The 25,409-nt window shown below is 68.5% G+C and carries 24 protein-coding genes; 18 read left to right on the top strand and 6 right to left on the bottom strand.

Annotated features, from left to right (window positions below; all coding sequences use genetic code 11):
* From B551_RS18920 to B551_RS18970, 11 genes are all read left to right on the top strand, one after another.
* Positions 1-2,047: MMPL family transporter (locus B551_RS18920; protein ID WP_043441463.1), on the top strand; the 2,047-nt coding region annotated here is incomplete at its 5' end.
* Positions 2,048-2,084: 37 nt separating this feature from the next.
* Complete coding sequence (locus B551_RS18925; protein ID WP_043441466.1) at positions 2,085-3,314, top strand: NAD(P)/FAD-dependent oxidoreductase; 1,230 nt, start codon at positions 2,085-2,087, stop codon at positions 3,312-3,314.
* Complete coding sequence (locus B551_RS18930; protein ID WP_023264795.1) at positions 3,302-3,886, top strand: DUF3261 domain-containing protein; 585 nt, start codon at positions 3,302-3,304, stop codon at positions 3,884-3,886. The genes B551_RS18925 and B551_RS18930 overlap by 13 nt, the downstream gene beginning before the upstream one ends.
* Positions 3,883-5,085 carry a beta-ketoacyl-ACP synthase gene (locus B551_RS18935; RefSeq protein WP_006579416.1) on the top strand — a complete coding sequence of 401 codons (1,203 nt, stop codon included), beginning with the start codon at positions 3,883-3,885 and terminating at the stop codon, positions 5,083-5,085. Before B551_RS18930 ends, B551_RS18935 begins: the two co-directional genes overlap by 4 nt.
* Before the next feature lie 5 nt (positions 5,086-5,090).
* Positions 5,091-5,597: a beta-hydroxyacyl-ACP dehydratase gene (locus B551_RS18940; protein ID WP_006579415.1), complete on the top strand. Its 507-nt coding sequence runs from the start codon at positions 5,091-5,093 to the stop codon at positions 5,595-5,597.
* The gene (fabG, locus tag B551_RS18945; protein ID WP_006579414.1) at positions 5,594-6,325 is read left to right on the top strand and encodes a 3-oxoacyl-ACP reductase FabG; all 732 of its coding nucleotides are present in this window, start codon (positions 5,594-5,596) and stop codon (positions 6,323-6,325) included. Before B551_RS18940 ends, fabG begins: the two co-directional genes overlap by 4 nt.
* Complete coding sequence (locus tag B551_RS18950; RefSeq protein WP_006579413.1) at positions 6,322-7,551, top strand: beta-ketoacyl-ACP synthase; 1,230 nt, start codon at positions 6,322-6,324, stop codon at positions 7,549-7,551. The genes fabG and B551_RS18950 overlap by 4 nt, the downstream gene beginning before the upstream one ends.
* 52 nt (positions 7,552-7,603) lie before the next feature.
* Positions 7,604-8,062 (top strand): hypothetical protein, encoded by a 459-nt coding sequence (locus B551_RS18955; protein ID WP_006579412.1) that lies wholly within the window; start codon positions 7,604-7,606, stop codon positions 8,060-8,062.
* A gap of 17 nt (positions 8,063-8,079) precedes the next feature.
* Positions 8,080-8,814: a 4'-phosphopantetheinyl transferase superfamily protein gene (locus tag B551_RS25230; protein WP_006579411.1), complete on the top strand. Its 735-nt coding sequence runs from the start codon at positions 8,080-8,082 to the stop codon at positions 8,812-8,814.
* Between the two features lie 69 nt (positions 8,815-8,883).
* Complete coding sequence (gene hutH / locus B551_RS18965; RefSeq protein ID WP_023264797.1) at positions 8,884-10,455, top strand: histidine ammonia-lyase; 1,572 nt, start codon at positions 8,884-8,886, stop codon at positions 10,453-10,455.
* On the top strand, positions 10,452-11,702 hold the full coding sequence (locus B551_RS18970) for a cation:proton antiporter (RefSeq protein WP_023264798.1): 1,251 nt from the start codon (positions 10,452-10,454) through the stop codon (positions 11,700-11,702). The genes hutH and B551_RS18970 overlap by 4 nt, the downstream gene beginning before the upstream one ends.
* A gap of 29 nt (positions 11,703-11,731) precedes the next feature.
* Here the strand turns inward: B551_RS18970 and B551_RS18975 are convergent, their stop codons facing one another.
* Complete coding sequence (locus B551_RS18975; protein ID WP_006577068.1) at positions 11,732-12,499, bottom strand: SDR family NAD(P)-dependent oxidoreductase; 768 nt, start codon at positions 12,497-12,499, stop codon at positions 11,732-11,734.
* Positions 12,500-12,643: 144 nt separating this feature from the next.
* On the bottom strand, positions 12,644-13,828 hold the full coding sequence (locus tag B551_RS18980) for an SGNH/GDSL hydrolase family protein (protein WP_253281380.1): 1,185 nt from the start codon (positions 13,826-13,828) through the stop codon (positions 12,644-12,646).
* Here B551_RS18980 and B551_RS27270 point away from each other — a divergent pair.
* Positions 13,827-13,952, top strand: coding sequence for a hypothetical protein (locus B551_RS27270; protein WP_256364482.1), 126 nt, complete (start codon positions 13,827-13,829; stop codon positions 13,950-13,952). The genes B551_RS18980 and B551_RS27270 overlap by 2 nt on opposite strands.
* Positions 13,953-14,096: 144 nt before the next feature.
* The gene (locus B551_RS18985; protein WP_006577070.1) at positions 14,097-15,002 is read left to right on the top strand and encodes a LysR family transcriptional regulator; all 906 of its coding nucleotides are present in this window, start codon (positions 14,097-14,099) and stop codon (positions 15,000-15,002) included.
* 16 nt (positions 15,003-15,018) lie between these two features.
* On the opposite strand, the gene B551_RS18990 is transcribed toward B551_RS18985, so the two are convergent.
* Entirely contained in the window at positions 15,019-15,912 is an 894-nt protein-coding gene (locus B551_RS18990; RefSeq protein WP_023264799.1) for a LysR family transcriptional regulator, read from the bottom strand.
* A 91-nt stretch (positions 15,913-16,003) separates the two neighbouring features.
* Here B551_RS18990 and B551_RS18995 point away from each other — a divergent pair, with 91 nt between their 5' ends.
* Entirely contained in the window at positions 16,004-16,843 is an 840-nt protein-coding gene (locus B551_RS18995) for an NAD(P)H-dependent oxidoreductase (protein WP_006577689.1), read from the top strand.
* Here B551_RS18995 and B551_RS19000 read toward each other — a convergent pair.
* Entirely contained in the window at positions 16,840-19,314 is a 2,475-nt protein-coding gene (locus tag B551_RS19000) for a penicillin acylase family protein (protein WP_023264800.1), read from the bottom strand. The two genes, B551_RS18995 and B551_RS19000, sit on opposite strands and share 4 nt — an antisense overlap.
* A gap of 288 nt (positions 19,315-19,602) precedes the next feature.
* Here B551_RS19000 and B551_RS26220 point away from each other — a divergent pair, with 288 nt between their 5' ends.
* Positions 19,603-19,743, top strand: a complete 141-nt coding sequence (locus tag B551_RS26220; RefSeq protein WP_023264801.1) for a hypothetical protein — start codon at positions 19,603-19,605, stop codon at positions 19,741-19,743.
* A gap of 43 nt (positions 19,744-19,786) precedes the next feature.
* Here B551_RS26220 and B551_RS19005 read toward each other — a convergent pair whose 3' ends face one another.
* Entirely contained in the window at positions 19,787-20,605 is an 819-nt protein-coding gene (locus B551_RS19005; protein WP_006576212.1) for a metal-dependent hydrolase, read from the bottom strand.
* A gap of 130 nt (positions 20,606-20,735) precedes the next feature.
* Between B551_RS19005 and B551_RS19010 the strand changes: the two genes are divergently transcribed.
* Genes B551_RS19010 through B551_RS19020 form a run of 3 tightly spaced genes read left to right on the top strand, consistent with a single transcriptional unit; the run spans position 20,736 to position 23,786 of the window.
* On the top strand, positions 20,736-21,344 hold the full coding sequence (locus B551_RS19010) for a TetR/AcrR family transcriptional regulator (protein ID WP_006576211.1): 609 nt from the start codon (positions 20,736-20,738) through the stop codon (positions 21,342-21,344).
* A 26-nt stretch (positions 21,345-21,370) separates the two neighbouring features.
* Complete coding sequence (locus B551_RS19015; RefSeq protein ID WP_023264802.1) at positions 21,371-22,897, top strand: tetratricopeptide repeat protein; 1,527 nt, start codon at positions 21,371-21,373, stop codon at positions 22,895-22,897.
* 28 nt (positions 22,898-22,925) lie between these two features.
* Entirely contained in the window at positions 22,926-23,786 is an 861-nt protein-coding gene (locus B551_RS19020) for an alpha/beta hydrolase (protein WP_006576209.1), read from the top strand.
* A gap of 53 nt (positions 23,787-23,839) precedes the next feature.
* Here B551_RS19020 and B551_RS19025 read toward each other — a convergent pair whose 3' ends face one another.
* Positions 23,840-25,216 (bottom strand): MFS transporter, encoded by a 1,377-nt coding sequence (locus B551_RS19025; protein WP_043441440.1) that lies wholly within the window; start codon positions 25,214-25,216, stop codon positions 23,840-23,842.
* Between the last annotated feature and the right edge of the window lie 193 nt (positions 25,217-25,409).

The raw sequence follows: 25,409 nt of genomic DNA on the forward strand, positions 1-25,409 counted from the left end.
GCAGCCGTCCGCGCGGATGGGAGCATTTGATCTCGACGCGGCGCTGGACTTCTATCGCCCGTACCGTGCCGGCATGCTGACCGACGCCCAGCGTGCCATGCTGACGCGGGCGGACACCGAGGCGTTGGCTGGCCAATCGCTGGCGCGGCTGTACCAGTTCGCGGCCGGGCCCCGGCTGGCGGACTGGCAGGCCGATCCGCTGAATCTGTGGCCGGATTGGTGGCTCGCGCGGGGCGGGGCGACCGCGGTCCGTCAGCGCGACGGCCTCGCCACGGTCAGTGGCGACGGCGCCGAATGGGTGGTGCTCGGCTACCACGCGGCGCGCGCGGCCTTTGCCGCCGATGGCGCGTCCGACTACCGTGCCTTGCTGGCCGCGGGCGAGCGCGCCGCCCAGCAGGGCGACGGCGACGTGAAGGTGGTGGCGGCGGGCATTCCGCTGCATGCGGAGGCGGCCGCTGTTCAGGCCAACCGGGAAATGAATGTGATCGGGCTGGGCTCGCTGGCGGCGGTGCTGCTGCTGGTCTGGCTTGCCTTCCGCTCGCTGCGGCCGATCGGGCTGGTCGCGCTGTCGCTGGTGATCGGCACCGCCGCGGCGCTATCCGTGACCGCGCTGGTCTTCGGCCGCGTCCACCTGATCACGCTGGTGTTCGGCGCGAGCCTGGTCGGTGTCGCCGAGGACTACGGCATTCACTACTTCGTGATGCGCCAGGCCCGGCCGGCATGGACGCCCGCGCGCACCGTGCGGATGCTGTTCGGCGGCATGGCGCTGGCGCTGGCCACCAGCGTGGCGGCCTATCTGGCGCTGGGCGTCGCGCCGTTCCCCGGTCTGCGCCAGATGGCGCTGTTTTCGGCGACCGGCCTGGTGTGCGCGTTCCTGACAGTGGTGCTGTGGTTCCCGTGGCTGGACCGGGCGCCGGTCCGGCCCACGCCGCTGTCCCGCTGGTTGGCCGGCAGCCTGGCGCGCTGGCCGCGTGTGCGAGCGGACCGCCGCACCGCGCTTGCGCTGGGGCTGCTTGGTGTCTTCATCGCGCTCGGCGTGTCCCGTGTGCGAGTCAGCGATGACGTGCGTCAGCTGCAGAGTTCGCCGCCGGAACTGGTCGAGGCGCAGCGGGTCGCCGCACGGTTGCTCGGCACGCCAAGTCCCGCCCAGTTCATCGTGGTGCGCGGCGCCACGCCGGAACAGGTGCTGCAACGCGAGGAAGCCGTCAAGCGCGCGCTTGCGCCGGTCGTGTCCGCAGGGCAGCTGGGCGGCGTGCTGGCCTTGTCCGACTGGGTGCCCTCGGCCGCGCGGCAGCAGGCCGATGCGGCGTTGGCCGGCAGGGTCGAACACGACGTGCGCGCGCGCGTGCGCCGCGCACTGGGCGAGTCGGCGTCTGCCGGTCCGGCCGTTGCAGCGTCCGGCGCCGTGCTGACGCTGCCGGCATGGCTCGCCGATCCGGTGTCGCTGCCACTGCGGCAGCTATGGCTGGGACAGATCGGCCTGGACCATGCCAGCGTCATGATGCTGCAGGGACTGGACGGTCGCGATGCGATCGGGGCGGTGGCCGCGGCGGTGGCACCTGTCGCAGGCGCGCTATGGGTCGACCGCGTGGCCGACTATTCCGCATTGCTGGCCCGCTATCGCGCGATGATGACCTGGCTGCTCGTGGCAGGTGCGGCGGTGGTCGCGGTGCTGCTGGCCTGGCGCCATGGGCGCGCCGCATGGCGAGCGCTGGTGCCGACCTTGCTGGCCGCGGCACTGAGCGTCGCGATGCTGGGCTGGCTCGACGTGCCACTGCAGTTGTTCTCGGTGCTGGCGCTGGCATTGCTGCTGGGCGTCGGTGTCGACTACGGAATTTTTCTGCTGGAGCATCCCGGCGACGGCGTGTCATGGACCGCGATCGTGCTAGGTGCGGCCAGCACGCTGCTGGCGTTCGGCCTGCTCGCCCTGTCGGCGACGCCGGCGCTGCATGCGTTTGGCATGACCATGCTCGGCGGCGTGGGGGCCGTGTGGATACTGTCGCCGTGCTTCCGGCCCGCGCCAACCGATCAAAACGTGGCGCGCTGAAGGCGCGCCAGACTTCGAGGATACGCAGATGCAACAGATGGAACTTCAATACGTCGATGTGCTGATCATCGGTGCGGGACCGGCCGGCGCGGTGGCCGCCGGGCTGCTGCGCCAGCGCGGCATCGCCGTGCTGGTGCTGGAGAAGGAGACGTTTCCGCGCTTCTCCATCGGCGAGAGCCTGTTGCCGCAGAGCATGGAATACATCGAGCAGGCCGGCATGCTTCGCGCCGTCGTCGAGGCGGGCTTTCAGTACAAGAACGGCGCCGCCTTCGTGCGCGGCGACCGCTACACCGAGTTCGACTTCCGTGACAAGTTCACGCCGGGCTGGGGTACGACCTACCAGGTCCAGCGCGCACACTTCGACGATGTGCTGATCCGCGATGCGCAGCGCCAGGGTGCCGAGGTCCGCTTCCGCCACCAGGTCACGGCGGTCGAGCTCGACGGCGCTCGTCCGCGCGTGACCGTGCAGGGGGAGAATGGCGGGCCGTATCAGGTCGAATGCCGCCAGTTGCTGGATGCCTCGGGCTTCGGCCGCGTGCTGCCGCGCCTGCTCGATCTGGAATCGCCATCGAACTTCCCGGTACGCAGCGCGATCTTCACGCATATCGAGGACCGCGTCGCGCCCGGCGCATTCGATCGCAACAAGATCCGCATCAGCGTGCATCCGGAACATGTCGACGTCTGGTACTGGACGATCCCGTTCTCCAACGGCCGCTGCTCGCTCGGCGTGGTCGCCGAGAAGGCCTTTCTCGACCGCTATGCCGGCACCGACATGGAACGGCTGCAAACGCTGGTCGGCGAAGAGCCGGCATTGGCGGCGCTGCTTGCCGACGCGCGCTGGGACACCCCGGCGCGCCAGCTGACCGGCTATTCGGCCAATGTGCGGTCGCTGTGGGGCAAGGGCTACGCGCTGCTGGGCAATGCCGGCGAATTCCTCGACCCGGTGTTCTCGTCCGGCGTGACGATCGCCTTCAAGTCCGCGAGCCTGGCGGTGGACTGCATCGCCCGCGAGTTCGCCGGCGAGGCGGTCGACTGGGAACAGGACTATGCGCGCACGCTGAAGGCGGGGGTCGACTGTTTTCGCACGTTCGTCGAAGCCTGGTATGCCGGCTCCTTCCAGACGCTGATCTTCCACCCCGATGCCACGCCGGAAATCCGCCGCATGATCTCGTCGATCCTGGCCGGATACGCATGGGACCGCAGCAACCCCTTCGTGGTGGAGTCGAAGCGCCGGCTGACCGTGCTGGAGGAATTTTGCCGCGCCTGATCCAGACCGTGGTGGCCGCAGGACTCGTCGCCTGGCTGGCGGCGTGCGCCGGCCTGCCGCCATCGCCATCGCCATCCGCCGCAGCTGCCGCGCCCGTGCTGCGTCTGCAGCCGGCGGCGCTGCAGCGAACCATCGCCGTACAGCAGCACATCGAGGCGCGCTACCGGACGGCCGGTGGCCGGGTTGAAACGCGCGAGCTGATTGCGCTGCTGCAGGCCGACGCCAAGCATACGCGGCTGGCTGCGCTCGCAGGCGGGCAGGTCCTGGCTCGGCTGGACTGGGACGGCACACGGCTCGATGTCTCGCGCGCGTCCTGGGCGCCCGCGCAGCTCGATCCCGAGCGGATCCTCAGCGACCTGCAACTGTCGCTGTGGCCGCTGCGCGCTGTCGCGGACGCCTTGCCAACGGGCTGGACCGTGCGCGAGGGAGAAGGGCGGCGAGTGCTACACCATGGCGACGAGGTCGTCGCCGAGGTGCAGCACGCCGACGCCGGCACGCTGCGCTTCATCCAACATCGCGACGGCTATGCGCTGACGATCCGCACGCTGGCCGGTGGGGAGACGTCGCAATGATGTCCGGGCATACAACGCCACCGGTTTATCTGAACGCGATGGGCGTGCTGTGCGCACTCGGCAACGGCGGCGGCGATGTCCGCGCCGCGCTGTGGCGTGACGACGGACCACACGGAGGCGAGGTGACCGATCGCTTCACGCCCGGCAGGCCAATGCATGTCGGCAGCCTGCCATCGCCGCCGGCGCTTCCTGCAGATATGCCCCCGTCGCAGCGGACCCATGGCAACGCGATGCTGCTGCAGGCATTGGCGCAGATCCGGCCGCAGGCCGAGGCCGTGTCGAGCCGCTTCGGCCCGCGGCGCGTCGCCGTGGTCCTTGGCACCAGCACCTCCGGCATCCGCGAGGGCGGGGACGCCGTGCGCGCGCGCCTGGCACAGGGCCGCTGGCCGGACGCATTCGACTACGCCCAGCAGGAGCTCGGTTCGACGGCGGCCTTTGTCGCCGCGCAACTTGGCGCGCGCGGCCCCGCCTATACGCTGTCGACCGCCTGCTCGTCCGGTGCGAAGGCGCTGGCGGCCGCGGCACGGCTGCTGAACGCCGGCATCGCCGATGCCGTGATCGCAGGCGCTGCCGATTCGTTGTGCCCGTTCACCATCGGCGGATTCAGTGCGCTGGAAGCGGTGTCCGCCGCGCGCACCAACCCATTCTCCGCTCACCGCGCCGGCATCAATCTGGGTGAGGGCGCCGCGCTGTTCGTGTTGTCGCTCGAACCCGGACCGGTCCGGCTGTCGGGCTGGGGCGAGAGCTCGGATGCCTACCATATCTCCGCGCCCGAGCCGGAAGGCAAGGGTGCCCAGCAGGCGATGCGGCAGGCCCTGGCGCGCGCCGGCCTTGCGCCAGCGCAGATCGACTATCTGAACCTGCATGGGACCGGTACCGGACACAACGACGCGATGGAGTCGCGTGCCGTCCATGCCGTGCTCGGGGCCGACGTGCTGTCCAGTTCCACCAAGCCGATGACCGGCCATGCGCTCGGTGCGGCCGGCGCGATCGAAGCCGCGCTGTTGTGGCTGACCCTGGTCGACAACGCGCACGGCCGGCTGCCGCCGCATTGGTGGGACGGCGTGCCCGATCCCGCGCTGCCGGCATTGCAGCTGGTGGGACCGCGCGATCGGCTCGGCCGGGCGGCCCGCCATGCGATGAGCAGCTCGTTCGCCTTCGGCGGCAGCAATTGCGCGTTGATTCTCAGTGCGGCGTGACGACGATGACCACGAACACGACCCCGAACACCATTGCCGTGCCGATGCCGGCGGCCGAGAGCGTTGCCGGCGATATCGCCGCCATGGTGCCCCATGGCGGCGCGATGCTGCTGCTCGATGCGCTGCTGCATGCGGACGAGGATCATGCGATTGCACGCGCCACCGTGCGGCCCACGCAGCTGTTTGTCGACGCAAACGGCATGCCGGCCTGGGTCGGCGTGGAGTACATGGCGCAGACCATCGCCGCGTGGTCCGGCGCGCGCGCCCGGCGCGGCGGCAGCGCACCGGCGATCGGCTTTCTGCTCGGTTCGCGCCGCTATACCTGCGACGTGCCGGCATTTCCCCGCGGCAGCGAGCTGACCATTACGGCCCGGGTCGAGCTGATCGGCGAGAACGGGCTGGGCATGTTCTCGTGCGCCATCGATATGGACGGGCGCGAGGTAGCCCGCGCCAACGTTTCCGTTTTCCAGCCTGCGGATGCGCAGGCTTTCTTGCAAGGACACAAGCCATGAGCGACCACACCGTCCTCGTGACCGGCTCCTCGCGCGGCATCGGCCGCGCCATTGCGTTGCGGCTCGCGCGCGAGGGCCATGACATCGTAGTGCACTGCCGATCCCGGCGCGACGAGGCCGAGTCGGTCGCCGACACGGTGCGCAGCCTCGGACGCGCCGCGCGCGTGCTGGCCTTCGATGTGGCCGATCGGGAGCAGTCGGCGCGGACGCTGCAGCAGGACATCGACGCGCACGGCGCCTACTACGGCGTGGTGTGCAATGCCGGCATCGCGCGCGATGCCGCCTTTCCGGCGATGACCGGTGCGGAGTGGGACGAGGTCATCCATACCAACCTCGATGCCTTTTATAACGTGCTCAATCCCGTGGTGATGCCGATGGTCCAGCGGCGCGCGCCAGGACGCATCGTCACGCTGTCGTCGGTATCGGGCCTGGTCGGCAACCGCGGACAGGCCAATTACAGCGCGGCGAAGGCCGGCATCATCGGCGCCACCAAGGCCCTGGCGATCGAACTGGCCAAGCGCCAGATCACCGTCAACTGCGTGGCCCCGGGGTTGATCGACACCGAGATGATCGACGCGGCCGTTCGCGACGAGGCGCTACGCCTGATTCCCGCGCGCCGCATGGGGACGCCGGACGAGGTGGCCGCCACCGTCGCCTTCCTGCTGTCGGCCGACGCGAGCTACATCACGCGCCAGGTGATCTCCGTCAACGGAGGGATGTTCGGATGAAGCGCGTCGTCGTCACCGGTGCCGGCGCCATCAGCGCGCTCGGCAACGACTGGGCCACGGTGGCTCCACGGCTGCGCGCCGGCCAGAGCGCCGTCGTCAGGATGGAGGACTGGAGCAAGTACAAGGGCCTGAACACGCAGCTCGCCGCTCCCGTTCCGGAGTTCGAGACGCCGGCGCACTACACCCGCAAGCGCACTCGCGGCATGGGGCGGGTCGCGCTGATGGCGGTGCTGGCCAGCGAGGCGGCGCTGCGCGACGCCGGGCTGTATGGCGACCCGCTGGTCACCAGCGGCGAGCTCGGCATCGCCTACGGCTCGTCCACCGGCACGCCGGAAGCCGTGGCCGACTTCGGCCGGATGCTGCTGGACTGCTCGACCGAAGGCGTCAGCGCGACCACCTACATTCGCATGATGCCGCATACCACCGCGGTCAATATCGGCGTGTTCTTCGGCATCACCGGCCGCATCCTGACGACCTCCAGCGCCTGCACCTCGGGCAGCCAGGGCATCGGCTACGCCTACGAGACCATCCGTGCGGGGCGCCAGGTGGCGATGCTGGCCGGCGGTGCCGAGGAGCTCGACCCGACCGAGGCGGCCGTGTTCGACACGCTGTTCGCCACGAGCACGCGCAACGACGCCCCGCAGACCACGCCGCGCCCGTTCGACGCCGCGCGCGACGGCCTGGTGCTGGGCGAGGGCGCCGGGACGCTGCTGCTGGAAGAACTCGAACACGCGCGCGCCCGTGGCGCGCGCATCCTGGCCGAGGTGGTGGGCTTCGGCACCAACAGCGATGGCGCGCACGTGACACAGCCCAATGCGGACACGATGGCGCAGGCGATGCGGCTGGCGCTGCGCGACGGCGGCATCGATCCTTCGTCGATCGGCTATGTGAATGCGCACGGCACCGCGACCGACCACGGCGACGTGGCCGAGTCGCACGCGACTCATGCCGTGCTGGGTGCCGGCGTGCCGATCAGCTCCTTGAAGAGCTACCTGGGCCATACGCTGGGCGCATGCGGCGCGCTGGAGGCGTGGCTGACCATCGAGATGATGCGCGCGGGGTGGTTCGCGCCGACGCTGAACCTGACCACGCCCGACCCACGCTGCGCACCGCTGGACTACATCGCCGGAGAAGGACGCGTGCTCGAAGCCGACCACGTGATGAGCAACAACTTCGCCTTTGGCGGCATCAACACCTCGCTGGTGTTCCGGCGCTGGGCCGACTGAACGGCCCGTCTCGCGCCGGATTTGTTGAACCTCGACAACGACAAGGAAAATCATGAAGTTCGGTCAATACGCAAGCCGTGCAATCTTCGCCGCCATTGCTGCCGGTGCCATCGTCAGCGCTCCCGCCAGCGCCCGCGACACCAAGTACTTGCTGCCCATCCAGGATGTATTGAACATGCCGGAAGCCAAGGAGAAGCTCGACGGCTCCGTGCGCTTCTTCTTCGCCGGCCAGCGCACGCCCAAGGTGCTGGAGACCAAGGGCAGCGACGTGTCGAACCGCAAGACCAACGGCGTCGGCAAGAGCGATGAGGAGGCCTGCCGCTGGGCCGCACTGTCCGCGTTGCTGTCGTTCCAGGACAAGGCGAAGACAATGGACGCCAACGCCGTCGTCAACCTGGTCAGCTATTACAAGAAGAACGAGATGGCCAGTGCCGACCAGTACGAATGCCACGCCGGTGCGGTGGTGGTTGGCGTCGCGCTGAAGGGCGACTACGCCCGCGTGGGCAACTGACCGTCCGGCGGCCGCGCGTGACGATCTCCATCCGGCTGCGATCGGTCAGCGCCTTGATGGCTGGCGTGGGCGCGAATGCCCACGCGTGGCTGTCACCGGCCGAGCGCGCTCGTCTGGCCGACATCCGTGCGCCGCGGCGCGCGGCTCAGTTCGTCGCCGGCCGATGGCTGGCCCGCGCGTTGCTGGCGGAACGGTTCGGCGGCGTGTCCGGCGATTGGAGGATTGAGGCATCGCCGAATGGCGCGCCGCTCGTCGCGAGGCATGCCGACAAGCATGTTTCGATCGCGCATGTCGGCGACAGTGTCGCGTGTGCGGTGAGCAATCGCCCGATCGGCCTCGATCTGGAGATGCTCCGGCCGGGACGATCGCGCGCGGCGCTGCTGGAGGCGATCACCGATGCCGCGGAACGGAGCATGCTGCTTGCCGGACGGAGGCACGATGCCGAAACGCTGGCCCTGGAGGCGTGGACCTTGAAGGAAGCCGCGCTCAAGTGCCGTGGCGGCGAGCTGTTCTCGACGATGCTCGGCCATCGATCCTGCATCCGGCCGGCCGGGTCCGCGCACCCCGGCATCCCCGCCAACGGATGCAGCTGGTGGCATGGCGACACCGTCGTTGCCGTGGTCAGCGACCCGTTGCTGCCGGAGCTGGACCACGACGGCGCCACGCCCGACGCCATGCGCCAGTGGCAGGTGGCGATGGCTGGCTCGGGCGCCGATTTCCCGCAACGATCGGCGGCGTCCTCGCCGCGCTGATCGTTCCGATGGTTCGGTCCGATTTCCCAAACGATCTTCCAAACGATTTTTCAAACGACTACCCAGACCATGCGTATCTCTTCGCAGTCCTCTTCCGACGCCGGCCCAGGTTCGGGCGGCAGCGTCCGTCACGCGACCGTGATCTTCGACGGCACGCCCCTGACGGTGGAGGACGTGGCCGCGCTGGCCCGTCGCGAAGCGGTGGCGGCCCTGTCGGCATCCCCGGCGTTCCGCGGCCGCATCGAACGCGGCATGGCGTTTCTCGACCGGCTGTTGGCGGAGGAGGGCCGCATTTACGGGGTCACGACCGGCTACGGCGACTCCTGCGGTGTCGAGGTGCCGGTGGCGATGGCGGATCGGCTGCCGCCGCGCCTGTACACCTTCCATGGCTGCGGCCTGGGTCGCATGCTCGATGCCGACGAAACTCGCGCGGTGCTGGCGGCGCGTCTGGCGTCGCTATGCCAGGGGTATTCCGCCGTCAGCCCGGCCTTGCTGGAACAGCTGACTGCCCTGCTGGCGAACGATGTGCTGCCGTGCATCCCGGCCGAAGGTTCGGTCGGTGCCAGCGGCGACCTGACGCCGCTGTCCTATGTCGCCGCGGTGCTGTGCGGCGAGCGCGACGTCATGGTGGAAGGCCGGCGGATGGCCGCGGCCGATGCGTTGGCTCAGCTGGGGCGCGCGCCGCTGCGTCTGCGCCCGAAGGAGGCGCTGGCCATCATGAACGGCACCGCGGTGATGACAGGCCTGGCCTGCCTGGCCTGGCAGCGCGCGCGCCAGCTGGCGCGGTTGGGCTGCGCGATCACCGCCGGCGCGGTCGCGGCGACCGATGGCAATCCCTATCACTTCGACCCGACGCTTTTTGCGGCGAAACCGCATCCGGGCCAGCTGCGTGCGGCTGCGGCGATCCGCGGCTGGCTTGGCGACGTGCACGCGCCGCGCCACGCGCACCGGCTGCAGGACCGCTATTCGCTGCGCTGCGCGCCGCATGTGATCGGCGTTCTGGAAGACGCGCTGGATTGGTCGCGGCAGTGGATCGAAACCGAGCTGAACAGCGCCAACGACAATCCGCTGGTCGATCCGGACGAAGAGCGCGTGCTGCACGGCGGTCATTTCTACGGCGGCCATATCGCCTTCGCGATGGACGGCCTGAAGGCGGCGGTGGCCAGCGTGGCTGACCTGCTCGACAGACAGTTCGCGCTGATGGCAGACCCACGCCACAATCACGGCCTGCCCGCCAACCTGTCCGGTGCGACCGGCGACGACGCCTGCCTGAACCATGGCCTGAAGGCCCTTCAGATCGGCGTGTCGGCGTGGACTGCCGAGGCGCTGAAGGCCACCATGCCGGCCGCGTCGTTTTCGCGCTCGACCGAATGCCACAACCAGGACAAGGTCAGCATGGGCACCATTGCCGCGCGGGACTGCCTGCGGGTGATCGAGCTGAGCGAGCAGGTCGCCGCCGCGATGCTGGTCGCGGTGCGGCAGGGGGTGGCGCTGCGGCGCCGCGCCGGCGGCACCCCGCCCGCCGCGCTGGCGCCGTTCGAACAGCGGCTGAACGCCGCGATTCCCTTCCTCGAACAGGACCGCGCGCTGGACCGCGAGCTGGTCGCGTTGGTCGGCCAGATCCGGGAGGGCCGCTGGTGAACGGTGCGGCGGTATTCTTCCTGCAGGCCGCCATCGTCGTCGGCCTGCCTTATGCGCTGTGGCGGCTGTTCGGCAAGGGTCGCGTGCTGCCGCTGGTGGTGGTGCAGATCCTGGTGGGCATCGGTCTGGGGCCGACGGGGTTTGGACGCTGGTTTCCCGAAGCCTGGGCGACGCTGTTCGGTCCGCAGGCGCTGTCAATGCTCGGCGGCCTGCAATGGCTCGCGGTGACGCTGTTCTGTTTCCTGACCGGCCTGCACCTGCGTGAGACCGAGCTGGGCGGCCAGCCGCGAGCCGCGGTGGCGGCTGGCGTAGGCGGCATCGTGCTGCCCTTCTGTCTGGGCACCGCCGCCGGTGCCTGGCTGGTGGCGGATCTGCCGCAGCTGGCCGGGCCGAACGCCGGCCCGATCGGCTTTGCGCTGGTGCTCGGCCTGTGCAGCGCGGTGACCGCGCTGCCAGTGCTCGCGGCTATCCTGCGCGAAATGGGGATGGCGAGCACCGGCATGGGCCATCTTGCGCTGCGCTGCGCCGCGCTGACCGATGGCGTGGTGTGGCTTGCGCTCGCGGTAGTGCTGGTCGGCCACGGCGAAGGTGCCGGGCCACTCGGTGTGGCCGCGCTCGCACTGACCTACCTGGCGGCCTGCCTGCTGGTGGCGCGGCCGCTGCTTGCACGCTGGCTGTCGCGCGATGGCTGGCACGCCGAACCGCTGCTGGCGGTGGCGCTGGTCATGGTGCTGGTATCGGTCTTTCTGTCGGAACTGGTCGGGCTGCACCACGTGATGGGCGGGTTTGTCGCCGGGCTGGTGTGGCCGCGACAGCATGCCTCGCAAATCAGGAAACTGCTCGAACCGGCGACGGTGGTGGTCCTGCTGCCTTTCTTCTTCCTGGCGGCTGGCCTGCGGACCACGGTCGGCATGGCCGATGGCGAAGTGCTGCGGGTCTTCGCGATCGCTGTGGTTGTTGCGGTGGTCGGCAAGACGGTTGGCGTAGCCGTGCCCGCGCGGCTGGCAGGGCTCGACTGGCGGCAAGCATGGACCTTGGGCGCACTGCTGCAGACCAAGGGCCTCGTCGAGGTCGTCGTGCTCGGCATCCTGCTCGACGCCGGCCTGATCGCCGGCCCGGCGTTTTCCGGCCTGTTGTGGATGGCACTTGCGACCACCGTATTGGCGCGTCCGCTTGCCGCCATCGCGATGCGCGCGAGGGGGAACGCCTGGCCTGTCGTCGCCGACCGCGCCGCCGAGCGCGGCTGACCCGCAGTCAGCATGGTGATGCGACTGGCTTACTGCTCGCTGTAGTTCCACAGCAGCCCACCGTCGATCACCAGCGTGGCGCCGGTGATGTAGTCCGCGTCGGCGCTGCACAGGAAAGCGGCCAGTCCCGCCACATCCCCCGGCTCGCCCAGCCGGTTCAGCGGGATATTGGCCAGCAGCGCGCGCAGCTGATCGGGGCGTTGCTGCAGGGCCTGGTTGATCGGGGTCTGGATCGCGCCGGGCGCGATGTTGTTGACGGTGATGCCGAGCGGCGCCAGCTCGATCGCCAGGTTGCGCATCAGCATGCGCAGTCCGCCCTTGCTGACGCAGTAGCTGGTGAAGTTGGGGAAGGGCAGGTCTTCGTGCACCGAGCTGATATTGACGATCTTGCCGCCGCGGCGCTGCTGTTTGCAGTGGTGCACGAACTGCTGCGACAGGAAGAACGGTCCTTTCAGGTTGACGTTCAGCACGCGGTCGTAGTCTTGCTCGGTGACCTCGCCGAACGGGGCGCGGATTTCGATGCCGGCGTTGTTGATCAGCGCATCGATCGAGCCGGCGGCCTCGGTGGCCTCGCGGAACAGCCGCTGGACCTCGCCGACGCCGCCGACATCGCCTTGCACCAGCCATGCCTGCACGCCGGCCTCGCGGATCTCCTTGCATACCTGCTCGGACCGCTCGTCGAGCCGATGCACGGCCACTACCACGTTGGCGCCTTCGCTTGCCAGCCGCAGCGCGATGCCGCGGCCGATGCCGGAGGCGGCGCCGGTCACCAGCACAGTCTTGCCTTGCAGTCTCATCTGCGCACCTCTTGACGGTGAGGCCGCCTAGGGGGCGGCCGATGCTGCGGGACAGGGTTATCCCGGTGGGAGTCGGCGCGCCGGCATGAAGTTCCGGAAGCGCGGCGCATTCGGCCATGAAATGCGCTGCCTCAGCACCGCCGCCTAGTCCGCCATGCCGACCTCGGCAACCGCAGCGGCCGCGACCTCGGCCATCCGCCGATAGCCCACATCGCCCGGATGCAGATGGTCGCCGCTGTCGTAGCGCGGCAGCATCGCCTGCGGACGCGCCGGGTCGCGGATTGCTGCGTCGAAGTCCGCGACGGCATCGAATTCTCCGCTGTCGCGTATCCAGGCATTGACCGCCTGCCGCAGCGCTTCCTTTTGCGGCGGCGCATCGTAGCCGCGGATCGGCGTGCCGGCCAGCGCGCCGGCGAACGGCGTGATGGTGGCGCCGATCGCCCGGATGCCGCGTTGATGCGCGCGCCGGATCAGCTCGCGGTAGCCCTGGATCATCGCGGCCGCCTGCGGCAACGGGGTGTGCGGGGCGAAGGTCGAGCCCGGCCAGCCGATGTCGTTGATGCCGATGGCGACGATCACCGCACGGATGCCACGCTGCGCAAGCACGTCGCGCTCGTAGCGCGCCAGCGCGGATTCGCCCATGCCGTCGCGCAACAACTGGCCGCCGGAGATGCCGGCATTGAGCACGGCCATGCCGCGCGGCGCGAGCCGCTCGGCGAGGCCGTCGGGCCAGCGGCGGTTGGCGTCGACGGTCGAGCCATTGCCTTCTGTGATCGAATCGCCGATCGCGACCACGGCCCCTGCGTCGTTGCTCGCCTCTACCTCGATGGCGGCGACGAGCAGCCTGCCGCTGAAGGATGTCGCATGGGGGAGCGTGGCATTGCGCGTCGCGTCGCCTGGCGACAGCCACGCGGTCTGCCGTCCATCCCAATGGAAGCCGCCTGGCCGGAACGGCTTCGGCAGATGCAGGCTGACCGCAATCTCGCTCAGCGGCGGCACGGCCAGCTCGATCGCATCGCTGGTCACGGCCGCGCCGGCCGGAATCGTGATCGACGGACTGCCGCCGAAGGTCGCCGCGCGATCAGTGCTTGCATCGATGCCATCGCGCCCTGCGGCAAGGGCGAGCCGGGCTGCACCGATTGTCACCGGCTCGCGTCCATAACGGTTGGACAGCACCAGCCGCGCGCGTGTACCGCCCACGCTGACTCTGGCGAGCTGGCGCAGCGTCTGTCGGTCCAGCCGTGCCGGCACGCCGGTCGGCAGCGGCAGTTCGCCGGCTTCCCAGATCGGCTGCTCGCTGGCGGTCCAGGTCGGCAGCCAGTGAGTCATGGGCGCCTCGGTGGCGAACGCGGAAATCGCCGCGGTGCCCACTACGACGGCGGCGCAGGTGCGCAGCCAGCGCTGGCGCAAGGCTTGGGGAAACGAAATCGGCATGGTTCAGGTGGTCCTGTGAAAGCCCGGCGGCAAGCCGGTACAGGCGTCAAGCTACGGTATGCCGATCCGTTGCAGAAGCTGGCAAAATGGCATGTCGCTCATTCGATATTGGAATAGGCTGCCCGAAATTCGCGGTGCAGCCCAACGTTGTCGGGAATCCATGATGGACACCATCCGCGCCATGCAGACGTTCGTCCGCGCCGTCGAGCTGGGCAGCCTGTCGGCCGTCGCGCGCGAACAGCAGGCCTCGCAGCCGACCGTCAGCAAGGTCGTGGCCGCGCTCGAGAGGCAGCTCGGCGTACGGCTGCTCGAGCGCAGCACCACCAGCTTGTCGCCGACCGAGGCGGGGCGCCGCTTCTACGAGCGGGCGCGGCGCGTGCTGGAGGAGTTCGGCGAGGCCGTCGGCGATGCGCAGGGCCAGGCCGAACGTCCTTCCGGACTGGTCCGGCTCAGCGCTCCGGTCAGCTTCGGCGTGCTGCGCCTGAACGCGCTGGTGCTCGCGTTCCAGCAGCAATATCCCGACGTGGAGGTCGAGCTGCTGTTCGACGACCGCTATGTCGACCTGGTGGCCGAGGGCGTCGATCTGGCGCTGCGGCTGGGCGCGCAGCTGCCGCCCAATGTGGTCGCGCGGCGCATCGCCGTGTCGCCGCGCATGCTGGTCGCCAGCCCCGTGCTGATGGGGCGGCATAAGCGCGTGCGCCGCCCCGCGGACCTGGCATCGCTGCCGATGCTGCGCTTCACGTGGCTGGCCGGCGGCGACGCGATCGTGATGGAAGGTCCGGACGGCACGGCCACCATCGAGGCGCCATGCCGCTATCGCGTCAACAACTCGCTGGCGATGCGCGAGGGCTTTGTCGCCGCCGCCGGCTTTGGACTGACGCCGGCCTGGCTGGTGCAGGATCTGCTGGACGACGGCACGCTGGTGCGCGTGCTGCCACGCTGGCATGGCACCGCGCAGGAAGCCTTCCTGGTCTATCCGAGCCGCCGCTATCAGCCCGCCCGCGTGCGCGTGCTGATGGATTTCCTTGCCGAGCGCATTCCATTGCTGCCGGGAATGCAGCCCGTGTAACGCGCCCGGGACGGGACTACACGGACGCCACGATGGTGTCGCGCAGCCAGCGATGCGCCGGGTCGCGATGGACGCGCTCATGCCACAGCATCGACATTTCGTAGCCCGGTATCTCGATCGGAGTCTCGACCACCTTGATCCCGGCGGCATCGCGCACCAGGCGCGACGGCAGCATCGCGACCAGATCGGTGCTCCCCAGCACGGACAGCACGAACAGGAAATGCGGCACCGACAGGGCGACCCGGCGTGACAGCCCGCGAGCGGCCAGCGCCTCGTCGGTCGGCCCGTAAAAGCCGCCGCCATCGGGCGACACGATCACGTGCTCGAGCCTGCAGAACTGCGCCAGCGTCGGCTTGCGCTTCAAGCCGGGGTGCCCGGCGCGGCCGGCCAGTACATAGCGTTCGGTGAACAGCGGCCGGCGATGCAGGCCCTGCGGCGCGCCGTCGGTCGTGTGGAAGGCCAGGTCGATCTCGCCGTGTTCGGCCTGCCGCGCCAGCAGCGACGGCACCGCCTGCACGATCGCCAGCCGGGTGCCCGGCGCTTCGGTGCGCAAGTCGCGCAGCAGCGGCAGCACGATGGTCGCTTCCGCGTAGTCGAAGGCCGCGATGCGCCAGGTGTCCGTGGCCTGCGCCGGATCGAACGGGCCCTGCGGGGACACCGCTTGCTGCAGCGCCTTCAGCGCTTCGCGCAACGGCTCGCGCAGCGCCTCGGCACGGGCCGTCGGCCGCATGCCGCGCGGGCCGGGCAACAGCAGCGGGTCGCCCAGCGTGTCGCGCAGCTTGGCCAACTGTACGCTGACCGACGGTTGCGACAGGTTCAGCCGCTCGGCCGCGCGCGTGACGTTGCGCTCGGCCAGCAGCACGTCGAGCGTGATCAGCAGGTTCAGATCCAGCCGTCCGAAATTGTTCATGGCAATACCTGGAATTTCAGAAATTCATTTCCAATATACCGGACGCGACCCTAAGCTGGCCTTCTCTTGCAATGGGCAATGGAGGCTCACCATGAACATTCTTCTGGTCTATGCACATCCCGAGCCCCGTTCGCTGAACGGGGCCATTCGCGACTTTGCCGTCGAGCGGCTAAGCCAGGCCGGGCATACGGTGCAGGTATCCGATCTCTATGCGATGCGGTGGAAGGCCGCGCTCGATGCCGCGGACAATCTCGCCCATCGGGCCGGCGAGCGTTTCGATCCTTCGCTCGACTCCAGACAGGCGTTCGAAAACGGCACGCAGAGCGAAGACATCGCCGCCGAGCAGCGCAAGCTGCTGTGGGCCGATGCGGTGATCCTGCAGTTTCCGCTGTGGTGGTTCTCGATGCCCGCGATCCTGAAGGGCTGGGTGGAACGCGTCTATGCCTATGGGTTTGCCTATGGCGTGGGCGAGCACTCGGATGCGCGCTGGGGCGACCGCTATGGCGAGGGCACGCTGGCGGGCAAGCGCGCGATGCTGATCGTCACCGCGGGCGGATGGGAGCCGCATTACAGCGCGCGCGGCATCAACGGCCCGATCGAGGACATCCTGTTCCCGATTCATCACGGGATCCTGCATTACCCGGGCTTCGACGTGTTGCCGCCCTACGTGGTCTACCGGACTGGCCGCGTCGATGCGGCACGCTTTGCGATCATCCAGCACGAATTGGGACAGCGGCTGGATCGGCTCGACACGACAGCGCCGATTCCATTCCGGCGGCAAAACGGTGGGGATTATGCGATTCCGCAGTTGACCTTGCGGGACGACCTCGCGCCGGGGGAGACGGGCTTCGGGGTGCATGTTGCGGGCGTGCACGAGGCACGCCCGCCGGCCGCATCGGCAATCGGATCCGATGCGGTGATGACGCCTTAGCGAGGCGTCAGCTCGATCCGCTTCTCCGCCGCCCGCTCGACCGCCTTGCGCGAATACACCAGCGGGAACGTCTGCCCCTTGGCCCACACCGGTGCCAGATCGCGGTAGTGCGGGTTGGCCGGGTCGCCCGATTGTCCCGGGGTATTGATCACGCGCCCCTGGTCCCAGTTGCCGACGTCGAGCACCATGCGGAACGACGCGCCCGCGGTCAGGTGGTAGTCGCTGTTGCGATAGCTGGTGTTCATCGGCGTGAAGGCGGACCCGCCGATGCCGCCCGCATCGACGTTGTACTGGGCGCGCGTGGCGTCGTCGACGATGTTGGCGAGCGGATGGCGGAAGATCGCGCGATGCAGCGCGCCCCAGTTGGCCAGTTTTTCCGGCGAGGGCGAACGCCGCTCCAGTTCGGCCATCGCCGCCTTCAGCGAGGTCAGCATGACCTCGTCGCGCCGCGCCACCGGCATCCACGTGTCCGGCTGCTCCAGCACCGCCAGCACGCGCGCCGCATCGCCGGCGCCGACCAGCCTGGCGGCGTCCTCCGGCAGCGCCGCGCGCACGACCGCGGGCCGCAGATGGTTGCTGAACCAGATCTCGAACAGCGCGGCCGGCACGCTGTCGGCCCGCACATTGCCGTCCCACCCGCGCAGCAGCGCGACGGCGCGCTGCACCTGCGGGTCCTGCAGCAGCGATGCCGCGGCGCCGGCATTGCCGACGGTGCGCATCACGGCCAACGTGCGTTGCGCCGGCAGCGACACCGTGTCGTTCTGCCACGCGATCGAATCGCGCAGCGAGCTGACCGGTGCGGCCGCGACCAGACTCTTGAGCCGGCGCGCCCGCGAGCTGTCGCTCCATTCGTAGCCGACGCCGAGCTTCGCGGCCGGATGATCCGGCGGAATATTGTTCTCGTTCGCGGTGACGATATGGCCGGCGGACGGGTTATAGGCCCACGGCAGCTCGTCCATGTTGCGGTAGCCGGCCCACTCGTAGCGCCCGTCGCCCGGTACCGGGAACAGGCCGTCCCAGTTGGGGCGGATCACCGTCAGGCCGCCCGGAATCCAGCCGATATTGCCGTTGCGGTCGGCGTAGACCTGGTTTTCGCCGGGCGCGCCCCAGCGATTCATCGCCGCGCGGAACTGGTCCCAGTTGGTCGCGCGCATGTAATCCATCGAGCCGAAGTAGGGCGCCATGCCGGCATCGAGCCAGGCCGCGCGCAGCGCCCAGGCGCGGTGGCTGGCATCGTCGGCATGCAGCACGGGGCCATGGCGCGTGAAGTCGATCGTGACCGTGCGCGGTTCGGCCTCGCCGCGGACCGCGATCTTCTCGGTGATGGTTTCCATCGGCTCCCAGCGTCCGCGATAGCGGTAGGACTTGGGCTGCGCGGGATCGGTCTCGTAGACGTACAGGTCTTCCTGATCCATGTAGAAGCGCGTCAGGCCGAAGGCGATCGTGCCGTTGTGGCCGATCGAGATGCCGGGCAGGAACGGCTCGCCCGCGCCGATCACCGACAGGCCCGGCGCATTCAGATGCGACACATAGCGCAGGCTCGGCGCGCCGTGCGACCGGTGCGGGTCGTTGGCGAGGATGGGCCGGCCCGTCGAGGTCCGGCTGCCGGCGATCACCCAGTTGTTCGAGCCGAGGCTGCGGCCGGTGTCGCTGTTCGCGTCGACTGCGGCGTAGAGCTGGTCGACCGGCACGCTACCGGCGGCCGCCTTCTGCCAGGCCTCCTTCGGGAAGTTCGCCGCGGCCGTGGCCAGCGTATAGGCCTTCTTCAGCGCGGCGGCGGGCACCGCGCAGGGGTCCAGGCCCTCCGGCAGCGTCGGCGTGATCGGCGGATCGAGCTCGCGCCGCAGCCAGTCGGCGCGCGCTGCCTGCTCCCTGGCCTGGCAGTACAGCGTGGCGCGGTCGACCTCGCCGGTGAAGTTCAGCGTCAGGCCATGGTGGCGGATCCGGACGATGTCTTCGGCACGCCAGCGCGAAGGCTTGTAGCCCAGCTGCTTGAACTCGCGCGGCAGCAGTTCGGGCTGCGCCTCGGTCAGCGCCACGTAGGCGTTGACGCCGGAGACGAAGGCCTCGGCCACGCGCTTCGCGTCCGAGCCGTAGGCCAGCCATTCGCGGTACATGTCGCCGCGGTACAGCACCGCCCGCGCCATGCGGTCGCCATCGACATAGGCGGGGCCGAAGTCCTTGGCCATCTCGCCGAGCCCGCGCTTGCGCCACAGGTCGATCTGCCACAGCCGGTCGCGGGCGGCGATGAAGCCTTGCGCATAGAAGGCGTCGTACAGCGTGCCGGCGTAGATGTGCGGCACGCCCCAGCGATCGATCAGGATGCTGGCCGGCTTCTCCAGGCCTGGGGCGGCATAGCGGTCGGTGGGCGGGGCCGCGGACGCCGTGCCGGCCAGCATGGGCAGGGCAGCGGCTGCGACGGCGAGTTGGCGGAGCAGGGTGGCGGCGGGCCGCCGGCGGACGATGCGCATCGGGTCTCCTTGCTTTGTTGGTCTTGATGGAGCGCGTGCCGGATGAATGGCTCAGCGGAATCCGGCCACCGAAGCATAGCCGAGCGGGCGGCGGCATGGGGAAGGGATGCACGGTGATCGCACGGATCGCGGGCGATGCGGGCAAGACGGGCGAGGTGGGGCGCGTACGGCCATGCCGTTGTCAAAATTGCACGCGGCGCGGTATGGCGCGCCGCAGCGAACGGCGCTGTTGCACCCGGCACGATCCGTGCGTGGTCAGCAAGACTTCAAGCCCTTCGAGTCATCGCCATGGCAAGGAAAGATGAGTACGGCACCAATGCCGAGGCCGCGCGCGCGTCGACGCGCGGCCGTCACCTGATCGCGCGCCCGATGCTATGGGTGTTTATCGCGATCGTGCTGATCGGCCTGCTGATGCTGTCGTATTGGTAAGGCAGTCGGGCGACCGTCGAAGCGCGGTCCGCCCTTGGTGCGCTCAGGCGCCTACCGGCACGTACTTGTCCCGGTGGGCTTCCAGCCATTGCGCCGACGCGCTGGCGTCGTGGTCGGTCGGGTGGAAGTCGCGGCGGAAGTAGTCGCGCCAGGCGCCGAACGTCTGCCGGATCAGGCCACGCTTGCCGAGCAGGAACCGCATCGCGCCGGTCCAGGTGCGCCATTGCCATAGCGTGCCGTCGCGGCGCAGGTTGTCGATCGTCTGACGCAGTGCGTCGCCAAGGAAGGTGATGCTGATGCGGCGGAACCAGGTAATGCGCCATTCGTGCGAGCCGCCCAGCGCCTGGTACAGGTCGAAGGCGGTATTGCGGTGCTCGGTCTCTTCGGCGCTGTGCCACAGCCATAGCGTCGCCAGACGCGGGTCCTGCTCGCCGAGCATGTCCGCGTTGCGCAGGATCCAGTCGGCGAAGATCGCGGTGAAGTGTTCGAACGCCGCGGTGATGGCCAGCGGGTGGCGCGGGTCCACGCCCTCGAGCTGCTTGAGCCGTTCCTTCGATCGGACCTCCCACGCATTGACCAGCCCCTGCCTGCGCAGATGCTCGTTGTAGAGGCCGTGCAGGCGGCGGTGCGTGGCCTCCTGGCCGACGAAACCCTGCACCTCGGCGCGGAAGCGGTCGTGCTGCTCTGGCGGCAGCGCCTTCAGGCCGTTGCGCACCGCATCGATAAAGAACTGCTCCCCGACCGGGAAGCTCATCGACAGCGCATTGAGGAAGGCCGTGCGAAAGGGATCGCCCGCGCACCAATGCCGCGGGATCGGCGCTTCCATATCGACGAGCAGGCGGCGAACGACGAGATGCGTCACGGTAGTCTCCCTGGGGTATTTGCCGGGAGCGTTGCCCGGCTGGTACTGCGGAGTACCGATCATGATGGCGCGGGTCGGTACTGTCAAGTACCATGGCGGCGGACCACGACCCGACCATGACGAGCCGCCCATGCACGCACCCGCCATCCTGACCGCCGGCACCGCGCCGGACCGCAGCGAGCATCGACGCCGCCTGCTCGAAGGCATGGCCGGCGCGGTCGCGCGCAAGGGCTATGGCGAAGTCACCATTGCCGATATCGTGGCCGAGGCCAACGTCTCGCGCCGGACCTTCTACGAGCATTTCGATTCCAAGGCCGATTGCCTGATGGCGCTGTACGTCAGCGCGAGCCGGCATGCGCTGCAGGTGCTGCGCGCCGCGATCGACCCGCGCCAGCCGTGGACCGCGCAGGTCGAAGGCGCGATGCGCGCCTATCTCGGCTATATGGCGGGCAACCCCGCGCTGCTGCGCACGCTGTTCATCGAAATCCTGAGCCTCGGCGGCCCCGGCCTGGCGGTACGCCGGCAGGTCCACCGCGAGCTGGCCGAATTCATCCAGCGCACCGTCGGCACCGACCAGCGGCGCCGGCAGCGCCTGCCCTACGAGAGCGCACTGGCCCTGGTCGGCGCGGTCCACGAACTGGTGCTGGAGCGGATCGAGCGAGCCGGGCCGGCGCGGCTGGAGGCGCTGGTGCCGACGGTCTGCGATCTGGTGCGCCGGATCGTCGGGGAGCCTGTTTGATGCCCTGTTTGACGCCCCCATCGGCCATGGAAGGAATCGACTCGAACAGGGATACCGTGAATAGCGGCGGAAGTGGCGACATTGCGGCTGTCAGGGACTGTTATCTGTCGGGACGAATTGCCGACGCGCTTCACGCCGCGCAAACGCTTCTGGATCGGCACCCCGATCACGCCGAATTGCTGAACCTGGCGGGCGTTTGCTACATGGCGCTTGGCGATGACAAGGCCGCCGAGGCGGCGCTGCGCCGTGGTAGCCAGGCGGCGCCCGAGTCCGCTGACATCAGCAACAATCTCGGCGCGCTGTATCGCAAGATGGGGCGGCAAGACGAGGCAGAGCGGTGGTTCCGGCGCGCTGTTGCCACGGCACCGGGTCATGGGCAGGCACTGCTCAATCTTGGCTTGCAGTTGCGATCGGCCAGGCGCCTCGACGAGGCCCGGCACGCGATATCGCAAGCGATCGAGATGGCGCCCGACAACCATCAGGCCTGGAATGTCCTTGGACTGGTGCTGAAGGATTTACGCCGCTTCGACGAAGCAGACATTGCGCATCGGCGTGCACTGGCACTGGATCCGCACAATGCCTCGTACCGGCTCAACCTTGGCAACCTGCTGCTTTACCGGAACAATTGGCCAGAAGGGCTTCCGCTATTCGAGGCTCGCTGCGAGGCAGGTTTGCAAGGAGCATTCTCCAGCTCGCCCGGGCTACCGTTTCCGCAGTGGCGAGGCGAGTCGCTGGCGGGGGCATCGCTGCTGATCTGGCCCGAGCAAGGCTACGGCGATCAGATTCAGCTGGTGCGCTATGTCAGGAAGATCAAGGAATCCGGTGCCAGGCACGTTACGCTGGTGTGTGATGCCGCGACCCTGGCATTGTTCTCTTCGATGCCCGAAGTCGACGCACTGGTTCCCCGCGAACGATTCAATCCGTCCGCCTGCCCGCGGCATGATTTCTGGACCTATATCTGGAGCATCCCGCTCAATCTGAAAAGCGGGCCCGGGTCGATTCCATCGGAGTTGCCATATCTCTTCGCGCCTGCGACCGCGGCATCGAAATGGGAGCGCTTCTTTCCAAAGAGACGCCTTCGAGTGGGACTGGTATGGAGAGGGAACCCCGGCAACGAGAACGACCATGTCAGGTCGCTGCCGAGCCTGAAGACGCTGGAGCCCCTATGGCAAACCGAGGGTGTCACGTTTGTCAGTCTGCAGAAGGAGGCTGACGGAGACCGGATACGGTCGGAGATCGGTGACCGCTTCATCCTGAACCTGGGAAATCGGGCGGCCGACTTTGCCGACACGGCCGGTATCATTTCCCGGCTGGATCTGGTCGTGGGAGTCGATACGGCCGTGGTGCATCTGGCCGCAGCGCTTGGCAAGCCCACCTGGATATTGCTTTCCAACGTTGCAACCGACTGGCGCTGGACGTGCGAAGGACCGACATCGATCTGGTATCCGGGCGCCGTCAGGCTGTTTCGGCAGGAGGTGGGCGACACCGACTGGTCCGGCGTCGTCGCGCTTGTCGCTGATGCCTTGTCCGCGGTTCGGAAAGCGAAACCGTGACTGGAACAACAATACGGAGGTTCGCCCCATGCCCGTGTTTCGCAACCTGGAGCAGCAATCGCTGGACAAGCAGTACAACAACCGGGCCGCGGTGCCCGGGCACCCGGCTATCCTGGCGCGGTGGGCTGCGGATGCCGCGGCCTTCCGGCAGGCACATGCGGTCGAGGAAAACCTCGCCTATGGCAGCGATCCGAAGCAGACGCTGGACTATTTCCCCGCCGGGGGGGCGGGCCGGCCGCTGCTGATCTTCATTCACGGCGGCTATTGGCAGGCGCTGGACAAATCCGATTCCAGCCATCTTGCCGCCCCGTATCTCGCACGCGGCATCGATGTGGCGATGCTGAACTACCGGCTTGCACCGGACGTGACGATGGCCGAGATCGTGCGCGACAACCGCAGTGCCGTGGTGTGGTTGCACCGGAATGCGCGCGTGCTGGGCTTCGACGCCAATCGCATCTTCGTCTCCGGCCATTCGGCGGGAGGCCAGCTGGTCGGCATGCTGGCCGGCACGCGGTGGGAGGATGTCGGCTTGCCGGCCGACGTGTTGAAGGGCGGCTGCTCGATCAGCGGGCTCTACGACCTGGAGCCGATCCGGCTCTGCTATCTCAATCGCGTGATCGGCCTGACCGAAACGGATGTCGCCGCCTACAGCCCGATTCACCATCCGCCAACCACAACGCTGCCGATGATCCTCACCGTGGGCGGCGATGAGTCCGATGAATATCACCGCCAGCAGGCGGAATATGCCGCGCTGCTCCGGCAACGCGGCGTGCCCGTCAGCATCGTCGTGCAGGTGCACGGCCACCATTTCGATGCGCTGGAGCATCTCGGCGATGCGCAAAGCGAGCTGGCGGCGGCCGTGCGGGGGATGATCGAGGCGACCGCGTAACTCTCGCACTGGGCGTCCGATCGGTGCGACGGATCGTCATGGCAATGGAGTGATCAGGTAGCTGAAATGGACTCCAGCGCTTCCCCCCGCGTCTCAATGCCGAACCGGTAGACGATCCATGCCGCCGCCAAAAAACAGGCGGCGCCCAGCGCGAAGACGCCGGCCTGGCCTGCAAGCGGCAGTACCAGTCCAACCAACGCCGGGCCGATCAGCGAGCCGACACGGCCGACGGTCGACGCCATGCCGCACCCGGTAGCGCGCGCCCTTGTAGGGTAGAGCTCCGGGGTATAGGTATAAAGCACCGCCCACATGCCGAACATGAAGAACTGCATCGTGCCGCCGGACAGGAACAGCGCGGCCGGCTCGGCGTGCATGCCGGCGACGCGGCCGTAGAGAAACGCCGCTACGGCGCCGCCCACCAGGGTCGCCACGCATGCCGGTTTCCTGCCCCATCGCTCGACCGCCCACGCGGCGCACAGGAAGCCGGGAATGCCGCCGATCGAAATGTAGACGGTATAGAGCACCGACTTGGTCACGCCCATGCCTCCCTGCTGCAGCAGGGCACCGATCCAGGTATTCAATCCATAGAAGCCCAGCAAGGCGAAGAACCATAGGCCCCAGACCGTCATCGTCCGATTGCGGTACTCGGGAGACCACAGCACCTTCACGCCGAAGGTTTGCGCATCGGCCGTCGTCACCGTGGCACTGGCTTCGGGCAACGATGTCAGCTTCAGGCGGCGCATCACCGTCGATTCGATGCCGTCGACGACGCGTGCCGCCTCCTCGTGCCTGCCCTTGGATTCGAGCCAGCGCGGCGATTCCGGTACGTAACGACGGACCACGAAGAGAAACAGCGCCGGAACGGCGCCGAGCATGAACATGGTGCGCCAGTCGTATGCCGACAGGACATAGTAGGACATCAGTCCGGCGCAGATGAAGGCGATCGGCCAGTTGCCATCCATCAGCGCCAGATACTTGCCGCGCTGGCGCGCCGGAATGAATTCCGACAACAGCGTTTGCGCCAGCGGCAGCTCCATGCCCATGCCGACACCCAGCAGCAGCCGGTACAGGCCGAGGGTGACGGGATCGTTCGCGGTCGAGCAAAGGAAGCTGCCGACGCCCCAGACGATCATGCTGACCTGGAAGACCGGCTTGCGTCCAAAGCGATCCGCCAGCATGCCCGAGCCGAGGGCGCCGACTGCCATGCCGACAAAGCTGGCGCTGCCAAGCATTCCCGCCTGCGCGCTGGTCAGCCCGAATTCGGTGCGGATCGACCCGAGCAGATACGTCATCATCGCGAGGTCGAGATTGTCGAAGAAGAACGCCATTGCAATGACGGCGAAAAGACAGCGGTGGTAGCCGCAGATGGGCAGGCGTTCAAGGCGGTCGCCGACGCGCACGCGCATCAGCTCGATCGGTGTCACTCTCATGTTGTCTCCTGTCTTGTCGTGGCCGGCTCCGTGCGGAGCGGTGGTGTGCAACATGGCCGTGCGGCATGTCGTTCGCTACTGTCGCGCGGGATGGCAGGCGGGGCACGCGTCGAGATGCCAACGGCTATCGCCATGGCGCCAACAGGTTCGACCGGCGTGGCGAATGCGGCTGATCATCGCGCGATGGATTCAT

Source organism: Cupriavidus sp. HPC(L) (assembly GCF_000307735.3).
Lineage (GTDB): Bacteria > Pseudomonadota > Gammaproteobacteria > Burkholderiales > Burkholderiaceae > Cupriavidus.